Origin of the sequence: Methanosarcina barkeri MS (assembly GCF_000970025.1) — an archaeon.
Lineage (GTDB): Archaea > Halobacteriota > Methanosarcinia > Methanosarcinales > Methanosarcinaceae > Methanosarcina > Methanosarcina barkeri.
Map to the genome: position 1 here is coordinate 2,635,436 of NZ_CP009528.1, position 23,144 is coordinate 2,658,579.

General features: G+C 38.6%; 19 protein-coding genes and 2 pseudogenes. 5 read left to right on the forward strand and 16 right to left on the reverse strand.

Annotated features, from left to right (window positions below):
• Positions 1-31 precede the first annotated feature (31 nt).
• The 3 genes from MSBRM_RS10605 to MSBRM_RS10615 all read right to left on the reverse strand — a co-directional run bounded on the left by MSBRM_RS10605 (position 32) and on the right by MSBRM_RS10615 (position 3,935).
• Positions 32-1,894, reverse strand: coding sequence for a M3 family oligoendopeptidase (locus tag MSBRM_RS10605; RefSeq protein WP_048155651.1), 1,863 nt, complete (start codon positions 1,892-1,894; stop codon positions 32-34).
• Positions 1,895-2,292: 398 nt separating this feature from the next.
• Complete coding sequence (locus MSBRM_RS10610; RefSeq protein WP_048155654.1) at positions 2,293-3,189, reverse strand: mechanosensitive ion channel family protein; 897 nt, start codon at positions 3,187-3,189, stop codon at positions 2,293-2,295.
• Positions 3,190-3,191: 2 nt separating this feature from the next.
• Entirely contained in the window at positions 3,192-3,935 is a 744-nt protein-coding gene (locus MSBRM_RS10615; RefSeq protein ID WP_048155657.1) for a DUF432 domain-containing protein, read from the reverse strand.
• A gap of 53 nt (positions 3,936-3,988) precedes the next feature.
• Between MSBRM_RS10615 and MSBRM_RS10620 the strand changes: the two genes are divergently transcribed.
• On the forward strand, positions 3,989-4,246 hold the full coding sequence (locus tag MSBRM_RS10620) for a hypothetical protein (protein ID WP_048176006.1): 258 nt from the start codon (positions 3,989-3,991) through the stop codon (positions 4,244-4,246).
• A 53-nt stretch (positions 4,247-4,299) separates the two neighbouring features.
• On the opposite strand, the gene corA is transcribed toward MSBRM_RS10620, so the two are convergent.
• Positions 4,300-5,364, reverse strand: a complete 1,065-nt coding sequence (gene corA / locus MSBRM_RS10625) for a magnesium/cobalt transporter CorA (RefSeq protein ID WP_048117044.1) — start codon at positions 5,362-5,364, stop codon at positions 4,300-4,302.
• 321 nt (positions 5,365-5,685) lie between these two features.
• On the opposite strand from corA, the gene MSBRM_RS10630 reads away from it, so the two are divergent.
• Both MSBRM_RS10630 and MSBRM_RS10635 read left to right on the forward strand, forming a co-directional pair.
• A complete protein-coding gene (locus MSBRM_RS10630) occupies positions 5,686-6,606 on the forward strand; it encodes a mechanosensitive ion channel family protein (protein WP_048117043.1) in 921 nt (306 codons plus the stop codon).
• Between the two features lie 264 nt (positions 6,607-6,870).
• Entirely contained in the window at positions 6,871-7,926 is a 1,056-nt protein-coding gene (locus MSBRM_RS10635) for a mechanosensitive ion channel family protein (RefSeq protein ID WP_048155666.1), read from the forward strand.
• Between the two features lie 273 nt (positions 7,927-8,199).
• On the opposite strand, the gene MSBRM_RS10640 is transcribed toward MSBRM_RS10635, so the two are convergent.
• The 3 genes from MSBRM_RS10640 to iorA are packed head-to-tail and all read right to left on the reverse strand — an operon-like array spanning position 8,200 to position 12,009.
• Positions 8,200-9,507 carry a phenylacetate--CoA ligase family protein gene (locus MSBRM_RS10640; protein WP_048117041.1) on the reverse strand — a complete coding sequence of 436 codons (1,308 nt, stop codon included), beginning with the start codon at positions 9,505-9,507 and terminating at the stop codon, positions 8,200-8,202.
• 25 nt (positions 9,508-9,532) lie between these two features.
• Positions 9,533-10,132 (reverse strand): indolepyruvate oxidoreductase subunit beta, encoded by a 600-nt coding sequence (locus MSBRM_RS10645; protein WP_048117040.1) that lies wholly within the window; start codon positions 10,130-10,132, stop codon positions 9,533-9,535.
• Positions 10,129-12,009 (reverse strand): indolepyruvate ferredoxin oxidoreductase subunit alpha, encoded by a 1,881-nt coding sequence (iorA, locus tag MSBRM_RS10650; protein ID WP_230668846.1) that lies wholly within the window; start codon positions 12,007-12,009, stop codon positions 10,129-10,131. Before iorA ends, MSBRM_RS10645 begins: the two co-directional genes overlap by 4 nt.
• A gap of 886 nt (positions 12,010-12,895) precedes the next feature.
• On the opposite strand from iorA, the gene MSBRM_RS10655 reads away from it, so the two are divergent.
• Positions 12,896-13,138: a hypothetical protein gene (locus MSBRM_RS10655; RefSeq protein ID WP_048117036.1), complete on the forward strand. Its 243-nt coding sequence runs from the start codon at positions 12,896-12,898 to the stop codon at positions 13,136-13,138.
• Positions 13,139-13,444: 306 nt separating this feature from the next.
• Here the strand turns inward: MSBRM_RS10655 and MSBRM_RS10660 are convergent, their stop codons facing one another.
• The 7 genes and pseudogenes from MSBRM_RS10660 to MSBRM_RS10685 all read right to left on the reverse strand — a co-directional run bounded on the left by MSBRM_RS10660 (position 13,445) and on the right by MSBRM_RS10685 (position 19,017).
• Positions 13,445-13,864, reverse strand: coding sequence for a pyridoxamine 5'-phosphate oxidase family protein (locus tag MSBRM_RS10660; protein ID WP_048117033.1), 420 nt, complete (start codon positions 13,862-13,864; stop codon positions 13,445-13,447).
• 183 nt (positions 13,865-14,047) lie between these two features.
• Positions 14,048-14,740 (reverse strand): class I SAM-dependent methyltransferase, encoded by a 693-nt coding sequence (locus MSBRM_RS10665; protein WP_080941438.1) that lies wholly within the window; start codon positions 14,738-14,740, stop codon positions 14,048-14,050.
• A gap of 96 nt (positions 14,741-14,836) precedes the next feature.
• A pseudogene (locus MSBRM_RS19560) lies at positions 14,837-15,096 on the reverse strand (DUF4277 domain-containing protein); the annotation flags it as partial.
• A gap of 193 nt (positions 15,097-15,289) precedes the next feature.
• Complete coding sequence (locus MSBRM_RS10670; protein ID WP_048117030.1) at positions 15,290-16,930, reverse strand: hypothetical protein; 1,641 nt, start codon at positions 16,928-16,930, stop codon at positions 15,290-15,292.
• Positions 16,927-17,304, reverse strand: coding sequence for an EamA family transporter (locus MSBRM_RS10675; RefSeq protein ID WP_048117029.1), 378 nt, complete (start codon positions 17,302-17,304; stop codon positions 16,927-16,929). The genes MSBRM_RS10670 and MSBRM_RS10675 overlap by 4 nt, the downstream gene beginning before the upstream one ends.
• Entirely contained in the window at positions 17,304-17,939 is a 636-nt protein-coding gene (locus MSBRM_RS10680) for a PHP domain-containing protein (RefSeq protein WP_048117028.1), read from the reverse strand. The genes MSBRM_RS10675 and MSBRM_RS10680 overlap by 1 nt, the downstream gene beginning before the upstream one ends.
• 223 nt (positions 17,940-18,162) lie before the next feature.
• The gene (locus MSBRM_RS10685) at positions 18,163-19,017 is read right to left on the reverse strand and encodes a decaprenyl-phosphate phosphoribosyltransferase (RefSeq protein ID WP_048117027.1); all 855 of its coding nucleotides are present in this window, start codon (positions 19,015-19,017) and stop codon (positions 18,163-18,165) included.
• A 115-nt stretch (positions 19,018-19,132) separates the two neighbouring features.
• Between MSBRM_RS10685 and tnpC the strand changes: the two are divergent.
• Positions 19,133-20,591 (forward strand): annotated as a pseudogene (gene tnpC / locus MSBRM_RS10695) (IS66 family transposase).
• A 602-nt stretch (positions 20,592-21,193) separates the two neighbouring features.
• On the opposite strand, the gene MSBRM_RS20860 reads toward tnpC, so the two are convergent.
• Positions 21,194-21,349, reverse strand: a complete 156-nt coding sequence (locus MSBRM_RS20860; protein ID WP_176722114.1) for a hypothetical protein — start codon at positions 21,347-21,349, stop codon at positions 21,194-21,196.
• A 353-nt stretch (positions 21,350-21,702) separates the two neighbouring features.
• The gene (locus tag MSBRM_RS10700) at positions 21,703-23,040 is read right to left on the reverse strand and encodes an NAD(P)-dependent malic enzyme (protein ID WP_080943702.1); all 1,338 of its coding nucleotides are present in this window, start codon (positions 23,038-23,040) and stop codon (positions 21,703-21,705) included.
• Positions 23,041-23,144: the final 104 nt, after the last annotated feature.

The following is a 23,144-nucleotide window of genomic DNA, read 5'->3' on the forward strand; positions in this document are numbered from 1 at the left end:
AGCACATTGGAGAACTCATTAACAATCTTTCTTATTCTTCCCTTGCCAGTTTATACAATTCTTGAATCCTCAACTCAACAACGTCCATTGCATCTTCAAAGAGCTGCCTGTCGATTTTGATCCCGAAGTATTCCTTGAGTTTTTCTTCTGGAGGCATTGTCGAGCCTGCCGAGAGATACGCGACATAGTTTTTGTTAAAAGCATCTGGCTCTTCCCTGTACTGTTTGAAGAGAGCAAGGGTTATTGCCTTTGAAACCGCGTAGTTGAAGGTATAGTAGTTGCTTGTCAGGTAAATATGGTTGATATAAGTCCATTCTGCGGAATCTTCAGGGTAATAATCAACTGAGCGGCTCCTGTATTCTTTAGAAAAGTCGGTCCAGATAGCATTAAATTCTGCTCCGCTTACCGTTTCTTTTTCTGCGCAGAGCCGGTGTGCTTTATATTCGAATTCCGTAATCAAGGGCTGCCTGGTAAAGAAGTTCTGGTAATCATCGATCTGCTGGGAAAGGACTGCAACTGCGGTATCCCTATCCGAGTTTTCGACAATGTAATCAACAAAGAGCTCTTCATTAAAAGTGGAAGGAATTTCCATTTCGTAGATCGTACCTGTACAGTAAAGATAGTCTACGGAATTGCCCATGAGGTAGAAATTAATGGCATGTCCCATCTCGTGGGTTAAAGTTTTCTGGTCTCTGATAAGGCCGTCATAGTTCATAAAGATCAGAGGCGGAGCTTTCAGTGCGCAGGAATCGGTACAATAACCCCCTGGCTGTTTTCCATGATCAGGGTCAGGATACACATCTATGAAACTGCCAGTTACCATTTTCAAAAAGATTTCTTTGAAATTAGGGTCCATTCTCGAATAGGATTTCTGAACCTCTCGTAGAGCATCTATGTAAGCATATTTCTTCCCAGGCTGGTTCGTCAGCTGCAGAATAAGGTCATATGGTTTGAGCACGTTAAGCCCGAGCTTATTCTTTCTGAACTCATTGTAAGCCTCAAAAACCTCTTTCTTCTGCTTGAAAACAGTATTCATGTCATCAACCTGAGCATGGGTAAGATAGAGGTTATAAAGGCTGTAGTCATAGAAATCCGTATAATTCAACTCTCTGGCAACAAGGTCATCAAGCTGGGCTTTTTTGGAATAGAGGGACGCCATGGAATCGGATTCACTAATCAGGTGGTAGAACCTCTTATCATAACAGTTTTTCCTGTTTTCCCGGCTCGGATCTGTTGATAGTAAAGTACTGTAGGACTGAGAATTGACAGAAAATTTCTCTCCGTTCTCAAGCGTGATTTCTCCCGCCTTTGTAACCGTATTCGTGATTTCGGAAAGTGCTTCAGTTTCCAGTTTCATGCGCTGGTTTTCAAGTTCTGCAAGATATGCAGCCTGGGCCTCATCCCTTGGCTTGTGCTCTATAAATCTCATATAGTTAGCTTCAAGATAGGCCCTGTAAGCCTCAAGTCCGGGTTCTTCGGAAAAGAGCCTGTCCCATTCATCCTTCCCGAGCGAGGTCAATTTTACGGTTGCAAAGGCTGTAGCTTTCTTATATTCAGTAAGCAGATCCTGAACGCTTCCAAGCAGAGAAATAAGAAACGATTCATTCACATTTTTACTGAGTTGAGTGTATGCATAAGTATACAGAACATCAATCGATTTTGAATAAGCTTTTTCGGTTTCTAGATACTCAAGCATAACAGGCCCTGACAATTTTTCAAATTTCGAGCGGAAAGTTTCGTTTATCTCTTTTGGCCCATTTTTTAGTCTATCGAGCTCTTTTGAAGCCTCTTCTCTGCTGCTGAAAAGATATGCATCGTTCCATTCTGTTGGAACCTTACTGGAATCAAGCACTTCGGAAGTATATTCACTTTCTACGTCATTTTTCAATTTCATAAGACCTCTATCCCCTGGTGTAATATCAAAATATTTCTCTGTTATTATTCTTCTATCAGAGTTGATTTAATGACCATTGATTTTGTTAATCTCATTGATTTCTTTAATCTCGTTGGTTCATTAATCTCATTGATTTCTTTAATCTCATTGGTTTCATTAATCTCATTGATTTCTTTAATCTCATTGGTTTCATTAATCTCATTGGTTTCATTAATAATAATAGGCTTTATTTCGGTTGCAACTCGTTTTTATTCCGAAAATCTAAAAATATTTGAGTAAACCTGTCTGTGTAATAGGTTTATTCAGTAGCAGGTTTATTCAGTAACAAGTTTATTCGGTAGCAGATTCATTCAGTAACAGGTTTATTCAGTAACAGGTTTATTCAGTAACAGGTTTATTCAGGCTAAAACTCTTTCTTCGTAATTCAGTACACTATCGATTTCTTTTTCCGGCACCTGTGCCATTTTTTCAGGAACTTTTTTTGAATCGGTCTGAATATGAACTACACGCTGCGGTAAAGGAATCTCTATGCCATTTTCTTCCAGAGTCTGTTTTATATCCCATAGAATTCTGGTTTTTATCCCGAACCACTCATTTACAGGCGCCCAGATCCTTACAGTAATATTTACCGAACTGTCTCCAAGGTCGTTTACAAAAACCGAAGGAGACGGGTTAAGGAGAGCAAAGGGTTCTTTGTCAATAAGGTCTTTGATAAGAAAGATTGCGGCATTAGCATCATCACTATAACGAATCCTGATTGTGTGTTCAAACCTTCGGACAGGATGCTCTACAATATTTGTGATATTTGTTGTAAAGACCTGCTGGTTGGGGATGCGAACAAGAAGTCCGTCATAGGTCCGTATAAGAGTAGAGATTATTCGGATATCTATGACATAACCCGACACATCACTGATTTGAACCTGGTCCCCTATTTTTATGGGCCTTTCGACCATGAGGAAAAACCCCGAAATCAGATTTCCCACAATGTTTTGGCTTGCAAAACCAAGGACAATACCTGCTACTCCTCCTGCCAGCAGGAACCCTGAAGGATTAATTCCTATTAAACGTAGGTTAGAAAAAAACACAGTAGTAAGTATGCCATAGTAAAGAATTTTGATGATAGTCTCACCCGCATCCTTACTGACCTTATCTTTGAGAGACCTGCGCAGATAAAGTGAAAGAATTTTGACAAGGAAGGTTGAAAAAGAAAGAATGAGTATAAACTTTAGCACAGACCCCAGAGTTACGGTACCATCGAAGATAGGCAGGTTGTTGTCAAGGAAATCAAGATCCATAATCAAAATCCCCACCCCATGTAAAATTTAAGGGGTACAAAACCAAGCTTCTGAAGACTATAGACTCCAAAAGCTTCTTTCCTGGATTTAAAATCTTTCAGAGGACTGCTCTTTAGCTCCCCGCTAAGACGCTGCAGCTCAAAACCTGTTTCAGCTGTGTTTCTGTTGAGGACGTCCATACGTGCTCGCATAAAAACATCACCAGCATAGTAAAGTTTCATGCCGTATGCACTGAAAACTACTTTTGAGATCGAAGCCCAATCTGAAGAGGTATTTCGAAGAGTCAGTTCAATAATCCCTTCCTGTAGAGGGTTAGGGGAAGGAGAAATTGAATATATCTGGCTTTTCCAGTGCTTACAGATAACTCCGTTTGAAACCTCTCCATAAAGAGTAAACTTCTGTCTCACCAGGCTCAGCACATCAAGAAGCTGAAGATTTTTTTCTCCTTTATCCGCGATAAAAACACCTATCTCTATAGGAAAAGTCAGAAAAATCTTCCTTTTTGCTCCTCCCGCAAGCAACAGGGTTTTCTCAAACTCTATAAGCAGGTTTGGAGTAATTTCTTTAGGAGTGTTTAAGGGCTCTACCGGATTTATAATCAGACACTTTTCATCTCCAAGAATAATTTTCTCTACATTTTCCGTTCCGAGCGTCCTTCTGTATATCCACTGCTTTCCGGTGTTTTCCACGGAAATGGCAATTCCTTCCTGTTCAACTGAAAAAGGGGGATTATAACGGCCGTACATAATATCCCGAAAACTAATACTTTTTAAAGAACTGTTTAAATTTCTTAATATGGATGTATTACATTATAAAAATTTTGCCTTTAAATAACTTTTCTGAATCAAAAGAAACACAGATTAAAAGTCAAGAGAGAAAACAAAGGAGAAAAACAAAGGAGAAAAACAAAGGAGAGAAAACAAAGGAAAGATGGAAAGCTGAAAAAAAGAGAGTTGGAGAAGAAAAGCTGAAAAAAAGAAAGCTGAAGGAAAAGCTGAAAAAAGAGAGTTGGAGAAGAGAAGCAAAAGAAAAGATAAACAGGGATAAAAAAGGATAAAAAGCTTAATGGAATAGGAGACAAAAAGAAAAAGCCTCCAGGAAAAAAGAAAGTCAAACCCATTTCCGTTTCTTAAAATAGATAAACATGCTGACTGCTAGAAGGATCATTGCAAACATTACTGTCGGATAGCCCCAGCGCCAGTTGAGTTCAGGCATGTATTTGAAATTCATTCCGTAAACGCCTGATATGAAAGTAAGGGGAATGAAAATCGTTGCTATGACCGTCAGGACTTCCATAACTTCATTCATCCTGAAGCTTATGCTGGAGAGATAGATATCAACCATTGAAGATAAAATATCCCGGAAATCTTCGACGGTATCTATTACCTGGATGGTATGGTCATAAACATCTCTAAGGTAAACTCTGGTAGTCTCTTTAATAAGATCAGACTCAACCCTCTGCAAACCATTTATCAACTCCCGAAGAGGCCAGATGGATTTACGAAGGGTAATCATATCCCTTTTATACTTTTGAATAGTCTTGAGGGTCTCAGGCCTTGGATGTAATACCAGCCCTTCTTCAAGGTATTCGATTTTATCACCAAAATGCTCAAGGATTAAAAAATAGTTATCGATAACAGCATCAATAAGGCCGTAGGCAAGATAATCCACCCCGCTTTTCCGCAGGCGAGAAGCCGGATTTTTAAACCTCTCTCGCACCATGTCAAAAACGTCCCCCTCCCTTTCCTGAAAGGAGAGGACATAATTAGGGCCGATGATAATGCTTACCTGGTCTACGGTGATCTCTTTATTTTCCTTATCAAAGAAAATCATTTTTAAAACCGAATAAATATATGAATCATAATCTTCAGTCTTGGGCCGCTGCCGTGTATTGAGTACATCTTCAAGGGTAAGAGGATGGATATTGAAATAGCTTCCGAGCTTTCCTATGATATCTACCCTATCCAACCCATCCACATTTATCCAGAAATTGAGATCGGACTTGTCTTTAAATTCCAGACACTCTTCAACCTTCTCCAATTTTCTTTCTACAAGCTTTTCACTGTTATAGGCCAGGACCCGGATTACTACCTTTTCTACCTTCTTTTCTCCAACATGGACAAGTGATCCGGGTGCAAGCCCAATTTGTGATCCTCTTCTTCCAGAAGTCACCATGCTTATTTCTCTGCCTCACCTTCTAATAAAAATAGATTATTCAGTAATTAAACTCCATTGATTTAAGTCTGCGCATGTTTTTTATCTGGATATCCATTTTGAAATTATAACACAGTTTGGAAACACAGTTTGAAGAGTGTTAAAACTTATAGGACTTACATTTAAAAAAGAGCATTTTAAACGCTTGCAGGCAAATTGCAGATAAATATATGTATTATTCGTTGGATATAATAATAAATTAAATATATAAACGTTTTTCCAAAAATTGGGGGAACTGGAAAAATCGTCATTTTTAGGACAAAGATATAGGGAGTGGTTAATTTGGTTGGAACTGAAATTACGAATAGTTTTATCAATATAATTGATCAGTTTATTGCATTCATTCCTACTTTAGTGGCGATAATCATACTGATTATCGTAGGAAAAATAGTAGGAACTTTTCTTGGAAAGCTCGGGGCAAGGTTTCTGGATAAGATCGGACTCGATGACCTTGTCGATAAAACCATCATTGGTGGAATGATAAAACGAGCGCAGATGAGTACAGTAGGTTTTTTTGATGCCGTAATCAGGTGGTTCATCTACATCGTCTTTGCTATGATCATTCTGGACCTGCTGAACATTGAGGTGGTGAATAATTTCATCAGTATGATCATACTCTATATTCCACTCATGGTATCCGCTTTCATAGTGCTACTTGTTGGTTTATTGGTAGTGGACTTTATTAGCGACCTGGTAAAAAAAGTACTTATTTCAACAGGAGTAGATGAAAAATTCGAAGAAACAGCTTTTGGAGCCTCAGTCAAATCTGGAGGACTGACAGTTTCAGGAACCGTATCAGGCCTGATCAGGCTATTTGGATACCTGGTATTTCTCGCGGCTGCATCCAATATCCTGCAGTTGACCATGATAACTCAGCTATTTATAGATATTACTCAGTATTTGCCACGCCTTTTTACGGGTATCTTGATCCTGATAATCGGACTTCTCTCCATTGATGTGGTCATGGACTATATTTCCAGTGCTTTCAAAGGTATTAGTACAGAAGAGATAGACATCTTTCTTCCTCTTCTGAGAGGCTTCTTGTATCTGATAGTAATCTTGCTTGCTTTGGATACAATGCTGGTTAATACGAGCATACTCTATCTGTTCTTAGGGCCACTTGCATGGGGACTTGCAGTTGTGATTGCATTTAAATACGGAGTTAAAGACGCAATTGTTGCGTATGCCAAAGAAAGGAAGTAACTCCTTTCTTTCATTTATTTAATATTCAACTTCACTATTTATTAAATAATAAACAGAACCAAAAAAGCCTTAAAGAATATGGAAAAAGAAATTTCTGTTCACGAAACCTCTTTTTTGGTTTACTAATTTTTGGAATTCTTTTTTGCTTAAACTGCCTGAAATTCAGGCTGGGATAACTTTCTTTGCCTAACTATACTTTTTTTACAGTTTCCATTTTTCTCTAAATCAATATTTATTTAAAGCTTCTTACCAATCAATCATGGCATGGAAACCCTCGATAACAACTCTTCTTTTGTGGAGAATATGTCTTATTTTGATTTAGGCTTAAAGAAGGCACTTACATGGTTTTCAGATAACTTCGGTACATTTATATTCATACTTTTTATTGGCCTGATCACTGTCATTATTGCACGGAACGTAAATCGTCTTCTGGAACGCCATTTCACAAAAGTAAGTAGCAAGCTGCATATGGACCCAACATCCTTCAGGGTGTTCAGGCATATTGTGGTCGCATTAATCTATTTTATGGGGATTGCCCTTGTTATTTACAGCATTCCCAGTCTTCAAAACCTTTCGGTTGCCCTATTTACCGGGGCAGGGATTGCCGGTATAGTTATTGGTTTTGCGGCCCAGAGTACACTGAGCAATATAATCGCAGGTATTTCCCTTGCCGTTTTTCAACCTTTCAGGGTAGGAGATCGGCTTAATATTATGAATGAATACGGAAAAGTTACGGATCTTAATCTCAGGCACACTGTCATTATAACCTGGGATAACAGGCGGCTTATAATCCCAAATTCCATGATCAGCAATGAAGCGATAATTAACTGGACTATAGAAGACCCTGCAGTAATCTGGCCAATAGACGTCGGAATAAGCTATGATGCCGACATTGACCAGGCTAGAAAGATCATGATCGAAGAAGCCCGAAAACATCCCAATGTAATGCCCCCTCAAGAAGTTCAATATAGCGTTGTAAAACCCAGCTTAATCAAATCCGAAACGCTTAAAATGGGATTTATTGACCCCCCTGTGCTTCATCCTGTTGATCCGGACTTCAGGGAGAGAGGAGAAGTTAAAGTAAATGTTGTCGAACTGGGGGAGTCTTCCGTAAATCTCCGCATGAATGTCTGGTTTAAAGACAGGAGTGTTGCGTACAGTTCAGGATGCGAAATCAGGGAAGCTATTAAAAAGCGTTTTGATAAGGAAGGCATAGAAATTCCGTACCCTTACAGGACTATTGTATACAAAACCGATCTTGAAAAAGAAAAGAAGGATACTGGAAAATTATCCCGTACAGAGGGAGATAAAATCGAATAAGCCGTAAAATGCCGAGTAAAAAATAATGACAGTTAAGGAATTAGTCGGTTGATGAGAAAAGCAAGTAAAAATGAATAAGGAACAAACAAGTGAAAAGTGGGTTGATAGAAAACGATTGAAAAGTTGACTGATAAAAACAAGTGAAAAATGGGTTGATAGAAAACGATTGAAAAGTTGACTGATAAAAAACAAGTGAAAAGTACTTGATAAAAAACAAGTAAAATATGGGTTAAATAAAAGAAGAAATTAGGGATGAAAGGTCAAAAGGGGATTTCACAGTTCCCTTTCATCAATTACTCTTTTTGTCTTTTTCATACTGCGGGGAAGTTCTCCGATCTTTACACCCACAACGTCCACGGTTACACCTATAAAGTCCTTGAAGGCTTTTTTGAGAGCTTTTTCGGTTTTTGCTTTCTTTGAAGGATCTTCTGCGCCTTCGATCTCGACCTTGAAAATCATGCTGTCCCTTCCGTCCTTACGGGTAAGAAGGATCTGGTATTCGCTACTTACACCAGGAATCCTCTGGACAAGGTCTTCGATCTGGCCTGGATAAATATTTACAGCCTTGAACTTTATGCGGTCGTCTGACCTGCCAAGTATCCTGTCAATTCTCGGGAAAGGACAACCGCATTTACAGAGTCCAGGAATTATCCGGGTCAGGTCCCTTGTCCTGTAGCGGATGAGGGGAGCTCCTTCTTTTGTAAGAGTCGTGATTACAAGTTCTCCAAGCGTGCCGTCAGGAAGCTTCTCGCCCGTAATGGGATCGATTACCTCAAAGAGCAGGTAGTCGGACCAGTAATGCATACCCTCATGGAAAGAACAATCAAGGCCGATTCCTGGACCGTAGATCTCGGTCAGCCCGTAAATATCAAAAGTCTCGATTCCCAGCTCAGTTTCGATTCGGCTGCGCATCTTTTCACTCCAGCGCTCCGAACCTATAATGCCTTTTCTGAGCTGAATCTGGGACTTAAGCCCACGCTTTTCAATTTCTTCGGCAAGCAAAAGCGCATAAGAAGAAGTGCTTGCAAGGGCTGTGGACTTCAGGTCAACAAACAGTTCGAGCTGTTTTTCGGTATTTCCCGGGCCTGTAGGTATGGCCATTGCTCCCAGGCGTTCAGCCCCAAGCTGGAACCCTATTCCCGCAGTCCAGAGCCCGTACCCTGGAGTAATCTGGATCCTGTCCTGATTGGTAAGGCCTGCCAGCATGTAGCAGCGCATCATCATCTCGGCCCAGACATCCACATCTTTTCGGGTGTAAGGAATAATTATGGGTTTTCCTGTAGTCCCGGACGAGGAATGGATCCTTACGACTTCCGAGTCAGGCACGGACTGTAACCCAAGAGGGTAAGCGTCCCTGAGTTCTTCTTTATTCGTAAAGGGAAGAAGTTTCAGGTCATCAAGCGACCTTATGTCCTCGATATCGACATTTGCTTCCCTGAACTTTTTCTGGTAAAAAGGACTATTTTCAACTACGCGCTTCAGCAGTGCCTTCAATTTTGCAAAGGTATCTTCTTCCGAGATTTTGGGATGGTAAAGCTGTACATTGGGATCAAGTTCAGCTTCAGTGGATGCTTCATACATGTCATTTCACCTTCTGCTCCCCAGTTCAGGTGCCGGAGACAGATCTAATACATTTCCTTGCACGCTCGAATGCGGCATCGTTTACAGCCCTGTATTTTTCAGGGATTTCGGCATCCAGTACTGCCTTTAGAATTTCTTCCTGAAAAGGTAATACTCGTGCGCCTGCAGCCGCTCCAAGCATTGCAACGTTTGCAGCCCTGTATGTCCCTACCTTGTCTGCAAGTTCCGTAAAATCGGAGCAGAGAATATCAGGGTAGTATGCACGCAAAAATGAGAGCAAAGCTGCAGGGTCATACTCAGGGCTTCCAGGCGGCCTTGATGCCGGTGGGATAGCATGGGTATTTACCAGAACCTTTCCGCCCTCCTTAAGAAAAGGCAGGTTTCGTACGGTTTCTGCAGGTTCCAGGCCTAAAAGCAGGTCTGCCTGTCCAATGGGAATAAGTGACCCGGAAACTTTGTCTCCTATCCTTATATGGCTGCTAACCGAACCTTCCCTTTGAGACATGCCTATGGTTTCGGCAGTGCTTACGTGGAATCCGGCTTTCATCGCAGCGAGTGCAAGCAAGCGGGAAGCAAGCACAACACCCTGCCCACCAACGCCTACAATAAGAATATCATATTTCACAGCTTTACGCCTCCTATACAGATGGCTTCTGAAGGGCAGATCTGTGCACAGAGCCCGCAGCCGCTGCAGTTGTCCTGTATGACAGGCTTATCCCCATCAAGGTTAATTACAGGGCAGCCGAGTTCTTTTATACAGAAACCACAGCCTGTGCAGGCTTCAGGATTTATTTTGTAATATTTGTCTGGTTTTGTAATCCCTACACACTTGCCTTTGAAGACCAGAACCGACGGTCCATTGAAATTCATGGCTTCCTTTGCGGCTTTTATGCAGCTCTCAAGGCTGTCCGGGTCTACAGTATTTACTATCTTTACGTACTCAACCCCGCAGCTCCGAACTACGTCTGCAATATCAATAGCTTTTGAAACATTTCCGAGTGCGGTTATGCCTACGCCAGGATGGGGTTGGTGTCCTGTCATTGCAGTTGTACGGTTGTCAAGCACTGCAAGGGTGATGTTAGCTCCGTTATAGACAGCGTTTATCACTGCAGGAATACCTGAGTGGAAAAAAGTAGAATCACCGATAAAGGCCACCTGTTTTGTCTTCGGGTTCGTATGGTAGAGCCCTCCTGCAAGGCTTATCCCTGCACCCATGCAGAGGCAGGTATCGACCATGTTAAGGGGATAAGCATTTCCAAGGGTGTAGCAGCCAATGTCCCCTGAGAAAATCGTATCAGTTTGAGACTCTTTTTTAAGCTGTTTTGCAGCCTGCTTGAAAGCGTAAAAAACGGCTCTGTGCATACAACCGGCACAGAGAGCAGGGGCCCGAATTGGAAGAGGAGGAAGCTTTTCTCTTGAGACGGCAGGAGAAGCATGAGAAAGGCGTAAACTCTCTCCATACGCTGCAAGTGCGCGGTTGAGGCTGTCAATAACAATATCCACATTGTATTCCCCGCTCACAGGGAAAAAGCCGTTCTTCTTTCCATAAACATCAACAGGCAGATGTGCTTTTCCTATAAGTTGGAGCGCCTGTTCTTCTAGGTAAGGGTCAAGCTCCTCGGCAACGAGCAGCCGGTCAATGCCTTTCAGGAAAGAAAGAGCTGCCTTTTCCGGAAACGGATATACTGTCCCTACCCTGAAGAGTGTAAACAACTCTTCAAAACCCCTAACAGCTTCGATAGCCTCCTTTACGTAAAGGGCTGAAACGCCTGAAGCAATAATCCCGATTTTTCCCGATCCCGCTACCGAATTGAAGGAAAGCTCGGAAAAGCGTTCGGAAAGCTTTTCCTGCACACTTTCAAGCCAGGGGTGCCGTTCGGCAGTAAGCTTCGGAAAGATTGTCCAGCGCCTATCCTTTACAAAACCCTCCTCAATGGCTTCAACCGGAACAGGTTCTGCAGCTTCGACCACGACATCCCCGCAGCTGTGTGAGACCCGAGTGGTGGTTCTCAGGATAATAGGAATTTCGAACTCATGCGAAAGCTCAAAAGCAAGCTTTGTCAGTTCGTAGGCTTCCTGAGGGGTTGCCGGGTCAAGGACAGGAATATTTGCAAAGTGCCCGAAAGCCCGAGTATCCTGTTCAGTCTGGGAAGAATGAGGCCCGGGATCATCGGCAACGAGCAGGACAAGAGCTCCTTTTACCCCAATATAGCTCAGGCTCATAAGAGGGTCGGATGCAACGTTTAGCCCTACCTGTTTCATGGTCACAAGCGCTTTTGCCCCGGAATAAGCTGCTCCAGCGGCCGTTTCAAGTGCAACTTTTTCGTTGCTGGACCACTCGGTATAGATTCCACACCTGTTTGCATACCGGGCAATTGTCTCCAGAGCTTCGGTCGAGGGTGTTCCGGGATACCCTGTAACCACCTGGACGCCGGCTTCCATAGCTCCAAGTGCAATGGCTTCATTACCCATTAATAACTTTTTATCAGTCAATAAACTCATCTCGAATTCAGGGTAATATTTTAACAGTTTGATAAATCTAGAAGGAAATAATTAAAGTTGAAAAGAATTTGAATTCTCAAGCTATTTATTAAAGTCATTTTGAGAATCTGAAAATCTATTTTAAAGTATTTCACCGTGATTTTACGCCACGGGAAAGATGATGTTCATCTATGTACAATGCTGCCTGGAAGAAGTACGTAAAATTTGCATATAAAGTTTTTGTTTTATGAGCCTTCGTAATTATGGACTCTAATATACCAGAAAAAAGATAGTGACAATAAAACAATTCTAGATAAGTTTACTTCACGTTAAGAATACAGTGGCATAAGCTTTGAATTGCTTAACCTATCTGTCAATGACTATTAATATTTATATTATGAGATAATAAGAACCCATAGAGGTACATTGACTCATTGAAGCGTAAGCCTCCCGCAGAAAATATCGAAAAATAGAGTACAAATGGAAACATTTAGAAACATTTAGAAACATTTAGGAATATTTAGGAATATTTAGGAATATTTAGGAATATTTAGGAATATTTAGGAATATTTCAAAAAATTATCTTTTTTATAGATAGTAGGGTGTGGGGGGTTCATGATAGAGGTTTTATTCAATTTAGAGAGATCCCGTTACATACGCTATTTTCCCCACTGCCCATATAATATAATGTTACAGTTCTATTTAAACTTGACTCTTAATAATGAAAAACGGATTTTTTTAGTCATTTCTAGTAAATAGTATCCAAACGTTTAACATAGAAAAGAGACTACGAATTTATATCCAGATTTCAAGTCCAAACTGAAAATCCAGACTTATTTGACCCGAAAAAAATGGATTTCGTAGTAGATCGGAAATTATTTCTACATTTTGCAGCATTGTTAAAGCCATGGATCAAAAAGATAAAACGATAACCAGCTATGACAAGAGCCGTGAGTTTGGAGCAATGGGACAACTCTTACGGGAACTCCAGGAAGAAGAAATGGAGCAAAACGAAAGCTCTCCTGCAGAAATTCCGGAAGTAAAGATAGTAAAAAACACAACCGAAATAATGGCAGAGATCAATGCAACATTAAAAGAGATTGCAGAAACGCAGAAGAGCATACTGGAAGAGATTAAAAGGAGTAAATAACGAAAATACAAGCTTTTTCAACAAGTCTTTTTGAAAAAGCGAACCTTTTTAAAAAAACTGCTTGCCTGCAAGCCTTTTAAAAAAAGGCTTGAGCGAAAACCCCTTACTACGTGATAAAATACAAGTTTTTTAAAAACGTTTGATAGAAAATATCTAGCCGTGGTGTGGGCAAGCAGCGCAGAGTGAAGGATTACAGATCCGGAAAACAATCAATTGTAGACTTACAAAGAAGAATGGAAAATTTGACATGTAATCCTTCCACTTAATTTGTAGTCCTTCCACGATTCAATTCTGCGAATTATAAATTCAGATTGACTTCTCCCAACCCTGTCCTAAATCTACCAAGGGTCTGACCTCATAGATTTCAAAGGTAAGTGCAGCATATATCATCTCCGCGCCTTCCTCACCTACGAACTTTGCGGCTTCATTTCGGATCATATCAAGCAACTCCCCGGACGTCGCACACTCTTTAAGTTTCATATAAACCCTGATGCCCTTCCACTCCGTGATTGAATCTCCAGGTTCCATGATCGTATACAAGGCATATGGATTTTCTTGGAGGTTTGCAAAGGTGCGGTTATCAGCCGTTGCCGCGATTACAGTATTTTCATCGATCATTTGAGGTGATCCAAAGACAGCTGAATTTACCTTTCCGTCAGTGCTTGCTGTGCTGAGAACTCCAAGCCTGGGCGATTTGTTGAAATAATCTATTAAGTCTGATGACATATTTTATCTCCTTTGAATTAGTATTGTAACTTATCCTTAAAAAGAAAAGCCGAAAATTGTGAATTTTCATTCTTATTTTGAGTTTTATCCCTCGGGTTAATATTATACTGACATTTTTATATAGATCTTTTTATATTGACATTGCAAAGCCGAATGTAAGTGAAAATAGAATAGAATTCGCGGTTACGATAAGCCCGAAACTATATATTTTCTCCCAAACATCACTGCAAATTGATAGAATTTATATATGCAACTAACATCAAAAAATCCTGCTTCTTTAAGCCAGTTGATTTGTTGATCTAATGTTGAATCCTTGTCAAGCTTAGTTCTTTCATACCCAGCGAGGATTTCTTCTTCGGACAAACCACTATTCTCGACATAATGTTTCCAGATCTTTTTGTTGAGGGTTTCTATGAAAGAAGTTTCTCCATGTACTTGATCGGCATTAATAATAATCCCGTTTTGTTCAAGAAGAGAGTAACTTTTTTTATAGAGTTTCTGTTTCTCCTCATCTTCCAGATGATGGATAGATAGAGCAGACACTACCATATCATACTTTTCGACGAAAGAATACTTTGAATAATCTGCTACAATATATTTTACGTTTGAGTTCCCTTTAAACCGGTCTTTTGCTACATCCAGCATCTTCTCCGAGATATCAATAAGGGTAAATGAGGCATCTGGATATCTTTCCATCAAAAACGCTGATAAAAGTCCTGTTCCAGCCCCTATATCCAGTATTTTTGGATTTTCCATGTTTACGGATGCCATGGATACCGATACTCTATAAAAATCGTCGAAACAAGGTATAAACTTCTTTCTCTGCTGATCATACTTTTTTGAAATTTCATCAAACTTTTTTTGAATTTCGCTCATTATTTTCTCCAAAATTTTGTATTTTTGCTTAACTTTGTTCAAATCATTAGGCCATAAACTCTACTAATTTTCTATTTATGAAGAACGAATACTGGTAAGTCTTTCTATAGAAATAGTCCTAAATAATCAAGAAACAGGTACAGACGTTGCCCTAGAAAACCAAGGCCATTGAGTACCATTGCAAGGATGCAGATGGAATGAGGAAACTTGTGATATCGTTCATTAGGAAGTTTCTCATCGATCAGTTTGTCAACTTCAAGCTCTCGGAAAACTCCAGCAATGAGACAAAGGCGACCTAAGAATCTTGTACACTTTATTGAAGATTCAACTCTTCTACTATTGCTTTTATCTGCCATGAAAGATCAAGAAATAGATATGGAAATTAATTATATTAACATATAAGATCAGGAAAAAGATATGAAAATTAATTATATTAACATATATGTTTACTTGCCGAATCTAGGTTATTAACTTTAACATAAACAAAAAATTATAGATCCATTTTGGCTAAAATTAAGGATTTCTACAAATCGGTTTTTATATTTGATTTTAGGCATTGGTTGCGTAAGTCACATATTTATCGTCTTTCCAATGATATAAAATACGTATTTTACTACTATCTACATATGAAGGTAGTATTATTTCATGTGAATTTATATAGCCTATACCAGATTTTTCAATACTCTTTATCGTTTCATTTTTGTATTCTGGTTCTATGAACTTTTCTATATCTGTTATGTGGGCATAATCAGTCAATATTTTGCGTACATTTCCATCATATACAAATAAAATAGGTAGATTTTTAGTATAGTCTACTTCTTCACCTATGGATCTTTCTCCAAAATTTTCATATGGTGGGTTGCTTAATTCAGGAGCACATACGATAGCATATTGTGAGAGTTTACTGAATTTAACATAATTAGAATAGTCATAATCATGCATACACCCTGATATCGTAAAAAACGATAATGTAAATCCAATAATCAAAGTAATACCCAAAAGTCTTGCAGACAATACTGAAGAATAATATTTTAGAGAGTATAAAACAATTAAAGTAATTACCGGTATCATATACGTGCAATATCGATGGATATACATAATCCCTGGGTTCCAGTTACCCTGTGTGGTTGTTATAGTTACCATGAGAACGATCGTTACCCACAGGAAAATAATTTTATCATCTTTTTTCTTTACTCCGATAAATAGTGCTATGACAGCTAGAATAAATAGCACTGGTATATATAAAATCATACCAAAATTAAGATCAGTGAATAAATTAATGAATTTACTAATACTCATATTACTAAAGGTAGATACACCAGAACTAACAATTAAATTTGGCACATGGTAATAGATCATATAAAAAATATATGGAACTACTGTAATAGCAGAACTTAAAATTAGTTTTTTTAAGTTATTAAAATCAAAATTTGAGTCTCTTAAGCCAAGATATATTAGATATAGTGTAAACATTATAATTGGTGGATTTTGCAGTGAAGCAATTGATGATAATAGTACAGCTAAATTGTACTTTTTTGCTACAGCAAATGAAATCGCCATTACCACAAATGAATATGAGAAAACCTCTGCACCTGTCCAACCGATATACAACACTATCGGATTAACTACTGAAAAAGCAAGCATTATAAGTCTTTGAAGTTTATCCTCAAAACAGTAAGTTATTACCCAAAAACTAGCTAGTAAAAGGACAGCATTGGTTATTTGAAGACTTGAAAGCTCATTAATATTAAAAAAATGAAGAATAAAAAGAAAAGGTAAGCTTGCAAGTGAATAAGCCCAAAAATGAATTGGGTAATAATTTCCATTGAGAGCTTTAGCATATCCATAATAATCTTGCGTAGGCGGAAAATATATACCACGGCTCTGTTCTATAGCTGCCCGCATTGCAATATCAGCTGGCTGCAAATCAAGAGATAAATGATTAAACAACGATATTGTCATAGCAAAATATTCATGACCGTCACCTATTATCACTGGTTTGACAGTTTGCATATATAAAAGCATGAGTATTGATAAACAAAAAGGTAAACTGTATTTAGATCTAATAATATTTAATAAATAAAAAAGTATAATATTAAGATCTGGATATTTATTCTGCTTTTGTGCATACTTACTGATATTCACGCTATTTTCTCTACTAATAGGAACTTCACTGCTAGTTTTTTTCATGAGTCCCACCTACCATATGTTACCCCAATAATAGTTGTCCCAATTAATATGAAAAAAACGCCAATCCATAATCCTTTTCCTAAAGGCTCTTTTAAAAAGACATTACTTAATATCATCACGATCGGATAGCTTAAACTCACAAATGGGTATGCATAGCTCACCTGCACGCGTGACAGTACATATAGCCACAGGATAAAACTCAATCCGTAAACAAATAGCCCACTCATCACATAGAAATTTTTTATCAAATTAATTATTGTAGTGGCATCTAATACGGATAACTCAAAACCAGATCCGCTCATACCACGTCTCAATAAAATCTGCCCGAGACTTGAAATACAGACGGCAACTATTATGTAGAGTAAATTCTTCATCAAATCGTCCTCATCAATTTTAAGGATTTAGTGAGTGCATGATTTAACACAGAAGACTTTCTTCCAAACACAGTGAGGTCTCTTTTTCTGATCGCATCTACGATATCGCAATTCTCAGTAATAATTCCTGCATTTCCAATTTCAGATGGAAAATGAGCATCGCTGCCTGCCGTTTTCATTAAATTATATTTATTGGCAAAGTTTTCAGCAATATCATTATATTTTTTTAAGGTACATCTCGAATTAAAACTCTCAATGCCATCTAAAATCTCGACGTCTTCTGCTTCTGGATGAAAAGCAGACTTTCGTAATGCATCAAAAGGATGTGGGACAACAGCGAGTCCATTTTGGTTTTTGATTTCGGATACTACTGATTCAAATTTATTGCTCTTGATATCCTCAGATAGAAATAGTCCAATTATTTCACCTCTATTGGTAGTTATTTCAGAGCCTATTATCACATCAAAAAACCCTGGACTATATTCTTTAGCTTGTAGCGCACCTTTAATCGTATCATGGTCTGTTATAGCAATACCATCCAGTCCGTATTTAACTGCAGCTTTGACAGCATTTTTAGGGTTTGTGTAGCCACATTTTTTTGAGTAAGACGTATGCACATGTAAATCGTATTTCACAGAATAAAGCCCCTATAAGGCGAATTAATATTATCCAAGTAGATTTAATCAGGTAAATAAGGTGGCAGGAATAACAATATCATGTCAGTCTCTCTGCTTTCTTAACTGGTATATCTTTGCAATATTTTTAATGTTTAGTATTTCTGTCTGAAGATAACCTAAATGAACATGAAATCGAATTTTGCCATATATTTTCTCGGTCTAAATTTTCCAGGTCTAAGTCTCATTTTTTTACGTAAATTATTCCTACTGTTGAAATCACCCATAAAATTATGCATGTTAGCATTCCAATATCCTTAAACAAAATTTCCGGTTCTCCACCTGCATTTTTAGAATGAACAAGAAAAATATATCTGAATATCCCGTAAATTATTATAGGGATTGTCAGCATCATCCAGGTATTATTTGAAAGAAATGTATAAAGAGAATAAGACATTATCAACGCACTCGTAACTATAGTCATCATTTTCTCCAGCAGATCTATTGAAAAATCATTTAGAACTTTGCGATGGCTAATTGCACCATTTTCCAATAACATAAGTTCATGCCTTCTTTTGCCAAGTGCAAGAAAAAGCGCGACCAAAAAGGTGCATATAATTAACCAGGAAGAAACGAAAACTTTTATTGCAAAACAGCCTGCAATTGCCCTTATAACAAAACCCATGGAAATAGTAAGGACATCAACAATAGCAATATGTTTAAGGAATAATGAGTAGAAAACAATTAATAGAAAATAAGCTAAGGAGACCACAAAAAATTGGACGTTTATTAGGTATGCTCCCACTAATGCCGAAAAAACCATAAGTGTCGCAAAAATAAAAGCATGTAGTACATGTAATTTTCCTGAAGCGATGGGACGGTTGCGTTTTATAGGATGGATTTTATCTCTTTCTTTATCCATTATATCATTAAAAATATATTCAGATCCAGACAACATGCAGAAAATAATGAATGAGAAAAATAAAGTAATCCACATATGGACATTGAATAAATTTAATGAAAAAATTATCCCTGCAAATAGTACAAAATTCTTGTACCACTGTTTAGGACGCATTGACGTAAGGATCTCATTAAGCATATTTTCACTCGATAGCTTTATATTTGGTAACTATTCAGCCATAGCTTTGGTAAAAGCAATTTTTCCTCGGAAAGAGGAAAAATTGCATATAAAATAACCTTCTTTTTTCAATATCATGCTTACACGTGAAGAGATCCTTGAAATTTATGAAGCTGGTCCTGAAGCAGTTATTTCTGTCATCCAGAGACTTGAGTCTATCATAGAGAAACAAGATTCTCGGATTGCTGAACTTGAAGAACGTGTAAGGGTTTTAGAGTCTCGTTTGAATCAAAACAGCCAAAATAGCAGTAAACCTCCTTCTACTGATGTTTTTTGTAACGAAAAACCTAAACCTAAGGGTCTCCGCAAGAGTAGCGGCAAAAAAGTTGGTGGCCAAAAAGGTCATCCTGGAAAGACTCTTGAAATGGTTGAAAATCCTGATTAGATCATATGCCATTCTCCTGACTGCTGCGAAAATTGTGGTCATCATCTTGAAAATACTGAAGTTCAGGATTATGAACGCAGACAAGAAATTGAAATTCCTCCTGTGCAAATCATATATACTGAACATCGTTGTGAAATCAAGAAGTGTCCTCACTGCGGGAAAGTTAACAAAGGTTCTTTTCCAGAGTCTATAAAATTCCCGATTCAATATGGGCCTCGTCTTTTAGCCTCGATGCTGTATTTGAGGAACTATCAATTGCTTCCATATGAAAGGACTTGTGATTTAGTAGAGGACTTCTACGGTATACGTATCAGCCCAGCTACCATAAGAAGAGCGGAAAAAGAATGTTTCCAGAACCTGGAACCTTTCGAAAAAGCTGCTATGGAACATCTATTAACTTCCCATTCTGCCCATTGTGATGAGACAGGAATGAGAGTTTTGGGGACTAAATGGTGGCTTCATGTTGTCTCAAACAATTTGTGGACATATTATTTTCCTCATCCTAAAAGAGGGACAGAAGCAATGGATGCTCTGGGATTTCTTCCGCAATACAAGGGAGTAGCAGTTCATGATGGATATTCTTCATACAACAAGTATGGATGTGAACATGCCCTGTGCAATGCTCATCTTAAGCGGGAACTTACTGGGATTGAAGAGAGTTTTGAGCAGCAATGGGCTAAAAAGATAAATGAACTTCTCAGTGAGATGAAGAAGTATACTGATGAATGTAGAGAGATGGAAATTCCAATAGATCCTGAAAAAGTCCGAGAATTTGAGCAAATATACGACGCAATAATACAAGAAGGAATTATAGAAAATCCACCACCTGATCCTTCAAAGGATCAGGTCAAAAAGAGAGGAAGAACAGCACAAACAAAAGCAAAGAATCTCCTTGATAGGTTCATAGTACACAAGGAACAGATTCTGAAATTTCTTAATAACCTGAGAGTTGCGTTTGATAACAATCAAGCAGAGCGGGATATCAGAATGATGAAGCTACAACAGAGAAATTTCGGGAACTTTCCGAAGTATAGAAGGAGCGGTAGCTTTCTGCAGAATTAGGGCATACATATCATCAATTAAAAAGAATGAAATGAATGTTATGGATGCTATTCTAACGGCGCTCAAGGGAGCGCCGTTATTAGCCTGAGAATTGAAGCATTTTGCTCCAAAACATACTTTTTTATAAGTGGCTGAATAGTTACTATATTTGTACATATAAAGTGCTAATTTATATATTACGAATTATATATTAAAATAAAGTTATAGAATATAATGTATGTAATATATATAAATTTTAACTGTTTTATGCGGTTAAATGTATTTTTTGATTTGTAGAAATCTGAAATTATTAAGTTATTACAAAAAATATTTTAATTATATATTTTCAAGTTTGTAGAAACACTCTCTATACAAATTATTTACAACTCGTGTCTGTGTCTTTAGATTCTGATTTAACAAATACAATATCAAAGTTTTTTATTCTTATTTAAGTTTATTTATTAACATTATTTGATATCATTGTATCAAAAGCTTTAAAACTTTTATTTAAATACTGACGAAATATAGATCGAACGAAAAAAGAAGGTAATAATCAGAGGAAAAGAAAAAATTATCGGAAGAATGATTTATAAGAAAAGGATCCTAAAACTAAGGATTCAACACAGTAATTTTATATTAATTTACTTTCATATACGCTGGGAGTTTACTCGCTTGCTTTTTTGTTTTTACTCTTTCACTTTAATCTTTTACTTACTCCTTCAGTTTCATTGGCTCTCCGCAGCAGTCCATATCACCAGTACAGCCTACAGAGCAGCTATCGTTCGTGCACTCATTTACTACTTTAAGCTCAAGCCCGCATCTCTCACAAACAAGAGTTTGGCCAGCCCTCAGTTCATTGCAGTTCATTTCATATTCCCCAATTTTCCTGACAGAAAAAATATGTAATTTAGGTTCAAATTATTTGTGAAACAATCGTTCGGAAGATTGGTCTTGAAGATTGGTCTTGAAGATTGGTCTTGAAGATTGGTCTTGAAGATTGGTCTTGAAGATTGGTCTTGAAAATTAGTATGTAAGCCTGAAATTAAGAGAAAGAATAAGAAACAATCCTGACAGCATCATACTCAAGGACTTCTACGAGGGAAGAAGAAAGGTGAGAAAGTAAAAAACAAAAAGTGAAAAGGTAAAAAACAAAAAGTGAAAAGGTAAAAAAGGCAGAAAATTTGTCCGGATACCGGACTTTTAGCCGAAATTCAGCCATATCAAACCCTGTCTTCGTGGCTCTTCCTTGCAACACAGCTCTCAAGTGATGCACTTGCAACAGCTTTTGCAACCGCAGGCACTACACGCCTGTCAAGGGGATCAGGAATTATGTGATCTTCAGAAAGTTCGTTGATCGTTACAACCTCAGCAAGCGCACGGGCTGCAGCCATTTCCATCTCAGGTGTTATTTTCCTTGCACAGGTGCTGAGAGCTCCTTTGAAAACCCCAGGAAAGCTCAAGCAGTTATTAAGCTGGTTTGGAAAATCCGACCTGCCCGTAGCAACAACCCTTGCTCCTGCTCGCTTTGCGGTATCAGGCATTATCTCAGGTAGAGGGTTTGCCATAGCCATTACAATTGCATCTTTTGCCATGGATTGAACCATTTCCTCACTGACTATGCCCCCCACAGAGACTCCGATAAAAAGGTCAGCACCCTGAAAAGCATTTTCAAGCCTTCCTTTCAATTTTTCAGGATTTGTGAGCCTGGCAACTTCTTCTTTTACTGGGTTCATACCGTTTTTCCGGCCCTCATACACGAGTCCTTTAATGTCACAGACAAGAATCCTTGACGGGTTTGCTCCTGCCCGAACCAGAAAACGGAAAATTGCTACTCCTGCAGCTCCCAGTCCTGAAATCACTATATGTAGTTCATTTAACTTTTTATTCACAATTTTAAGGGCATTGAGAAGTCCGGCAAAAACTACAATGGCTGTCCCATGCTGGTCATCGTGCATAACTGGCAGATCGAGTTCTTCACGCAGCCTACTCTCGATTTCAAAGCAACGAGGAGCACTGATGTCTTCAAGGTTAATGCCCCCAAATGCGGGAGCCAGATGCTTTACCGCTTTTATTACTTCTTCGGTTTCCTGTGTGTCCAGGCAGATCGGAAAAGCATCAATGCCTGCAAATTCTTTGAAAATTATTGCCTTTCCCTCCATAACAGGCAGCGCAGCATAAGGTCCTATATTCCCGAGCCCCAAAACTGCCGATCCGTCAGTGACAACAGCAATAGTATTTCTCTTCAGGGTATAGAGGTAGACAAGTTCCGGGTCCTTGATTATCTTCCTGCACGGCTCGGCAACTCCTGGTGTGTAGGCGACACTGAGATCGTGTATAGTTTGAAGGCTAACTTTACTGGCAACCTCCAGCACACCCCCAAGCCGTCGGTGCACAGCAAGTGATTCCTGATATAAGGATGTGTGTTCATCACCATTTTTTTCCTGGTGTTTTTTCAGATCCGTTCCTGAATCCTTTTCCAGAGTTATTTTGGAATTTTTTTCCAGATCTTTTTCAAAGTTCTTTTTCAGATCAGTTTCCAGCCCTGAGTCTGAGTGCATATTTTTGATCGCAGTACCCCCTGACAATACTTACCTTAATATCATAGCAAAGCCTTAACGCGATTAAGTTCTAAGAACTAAAACTTTCAGAGAATCTTATTGTT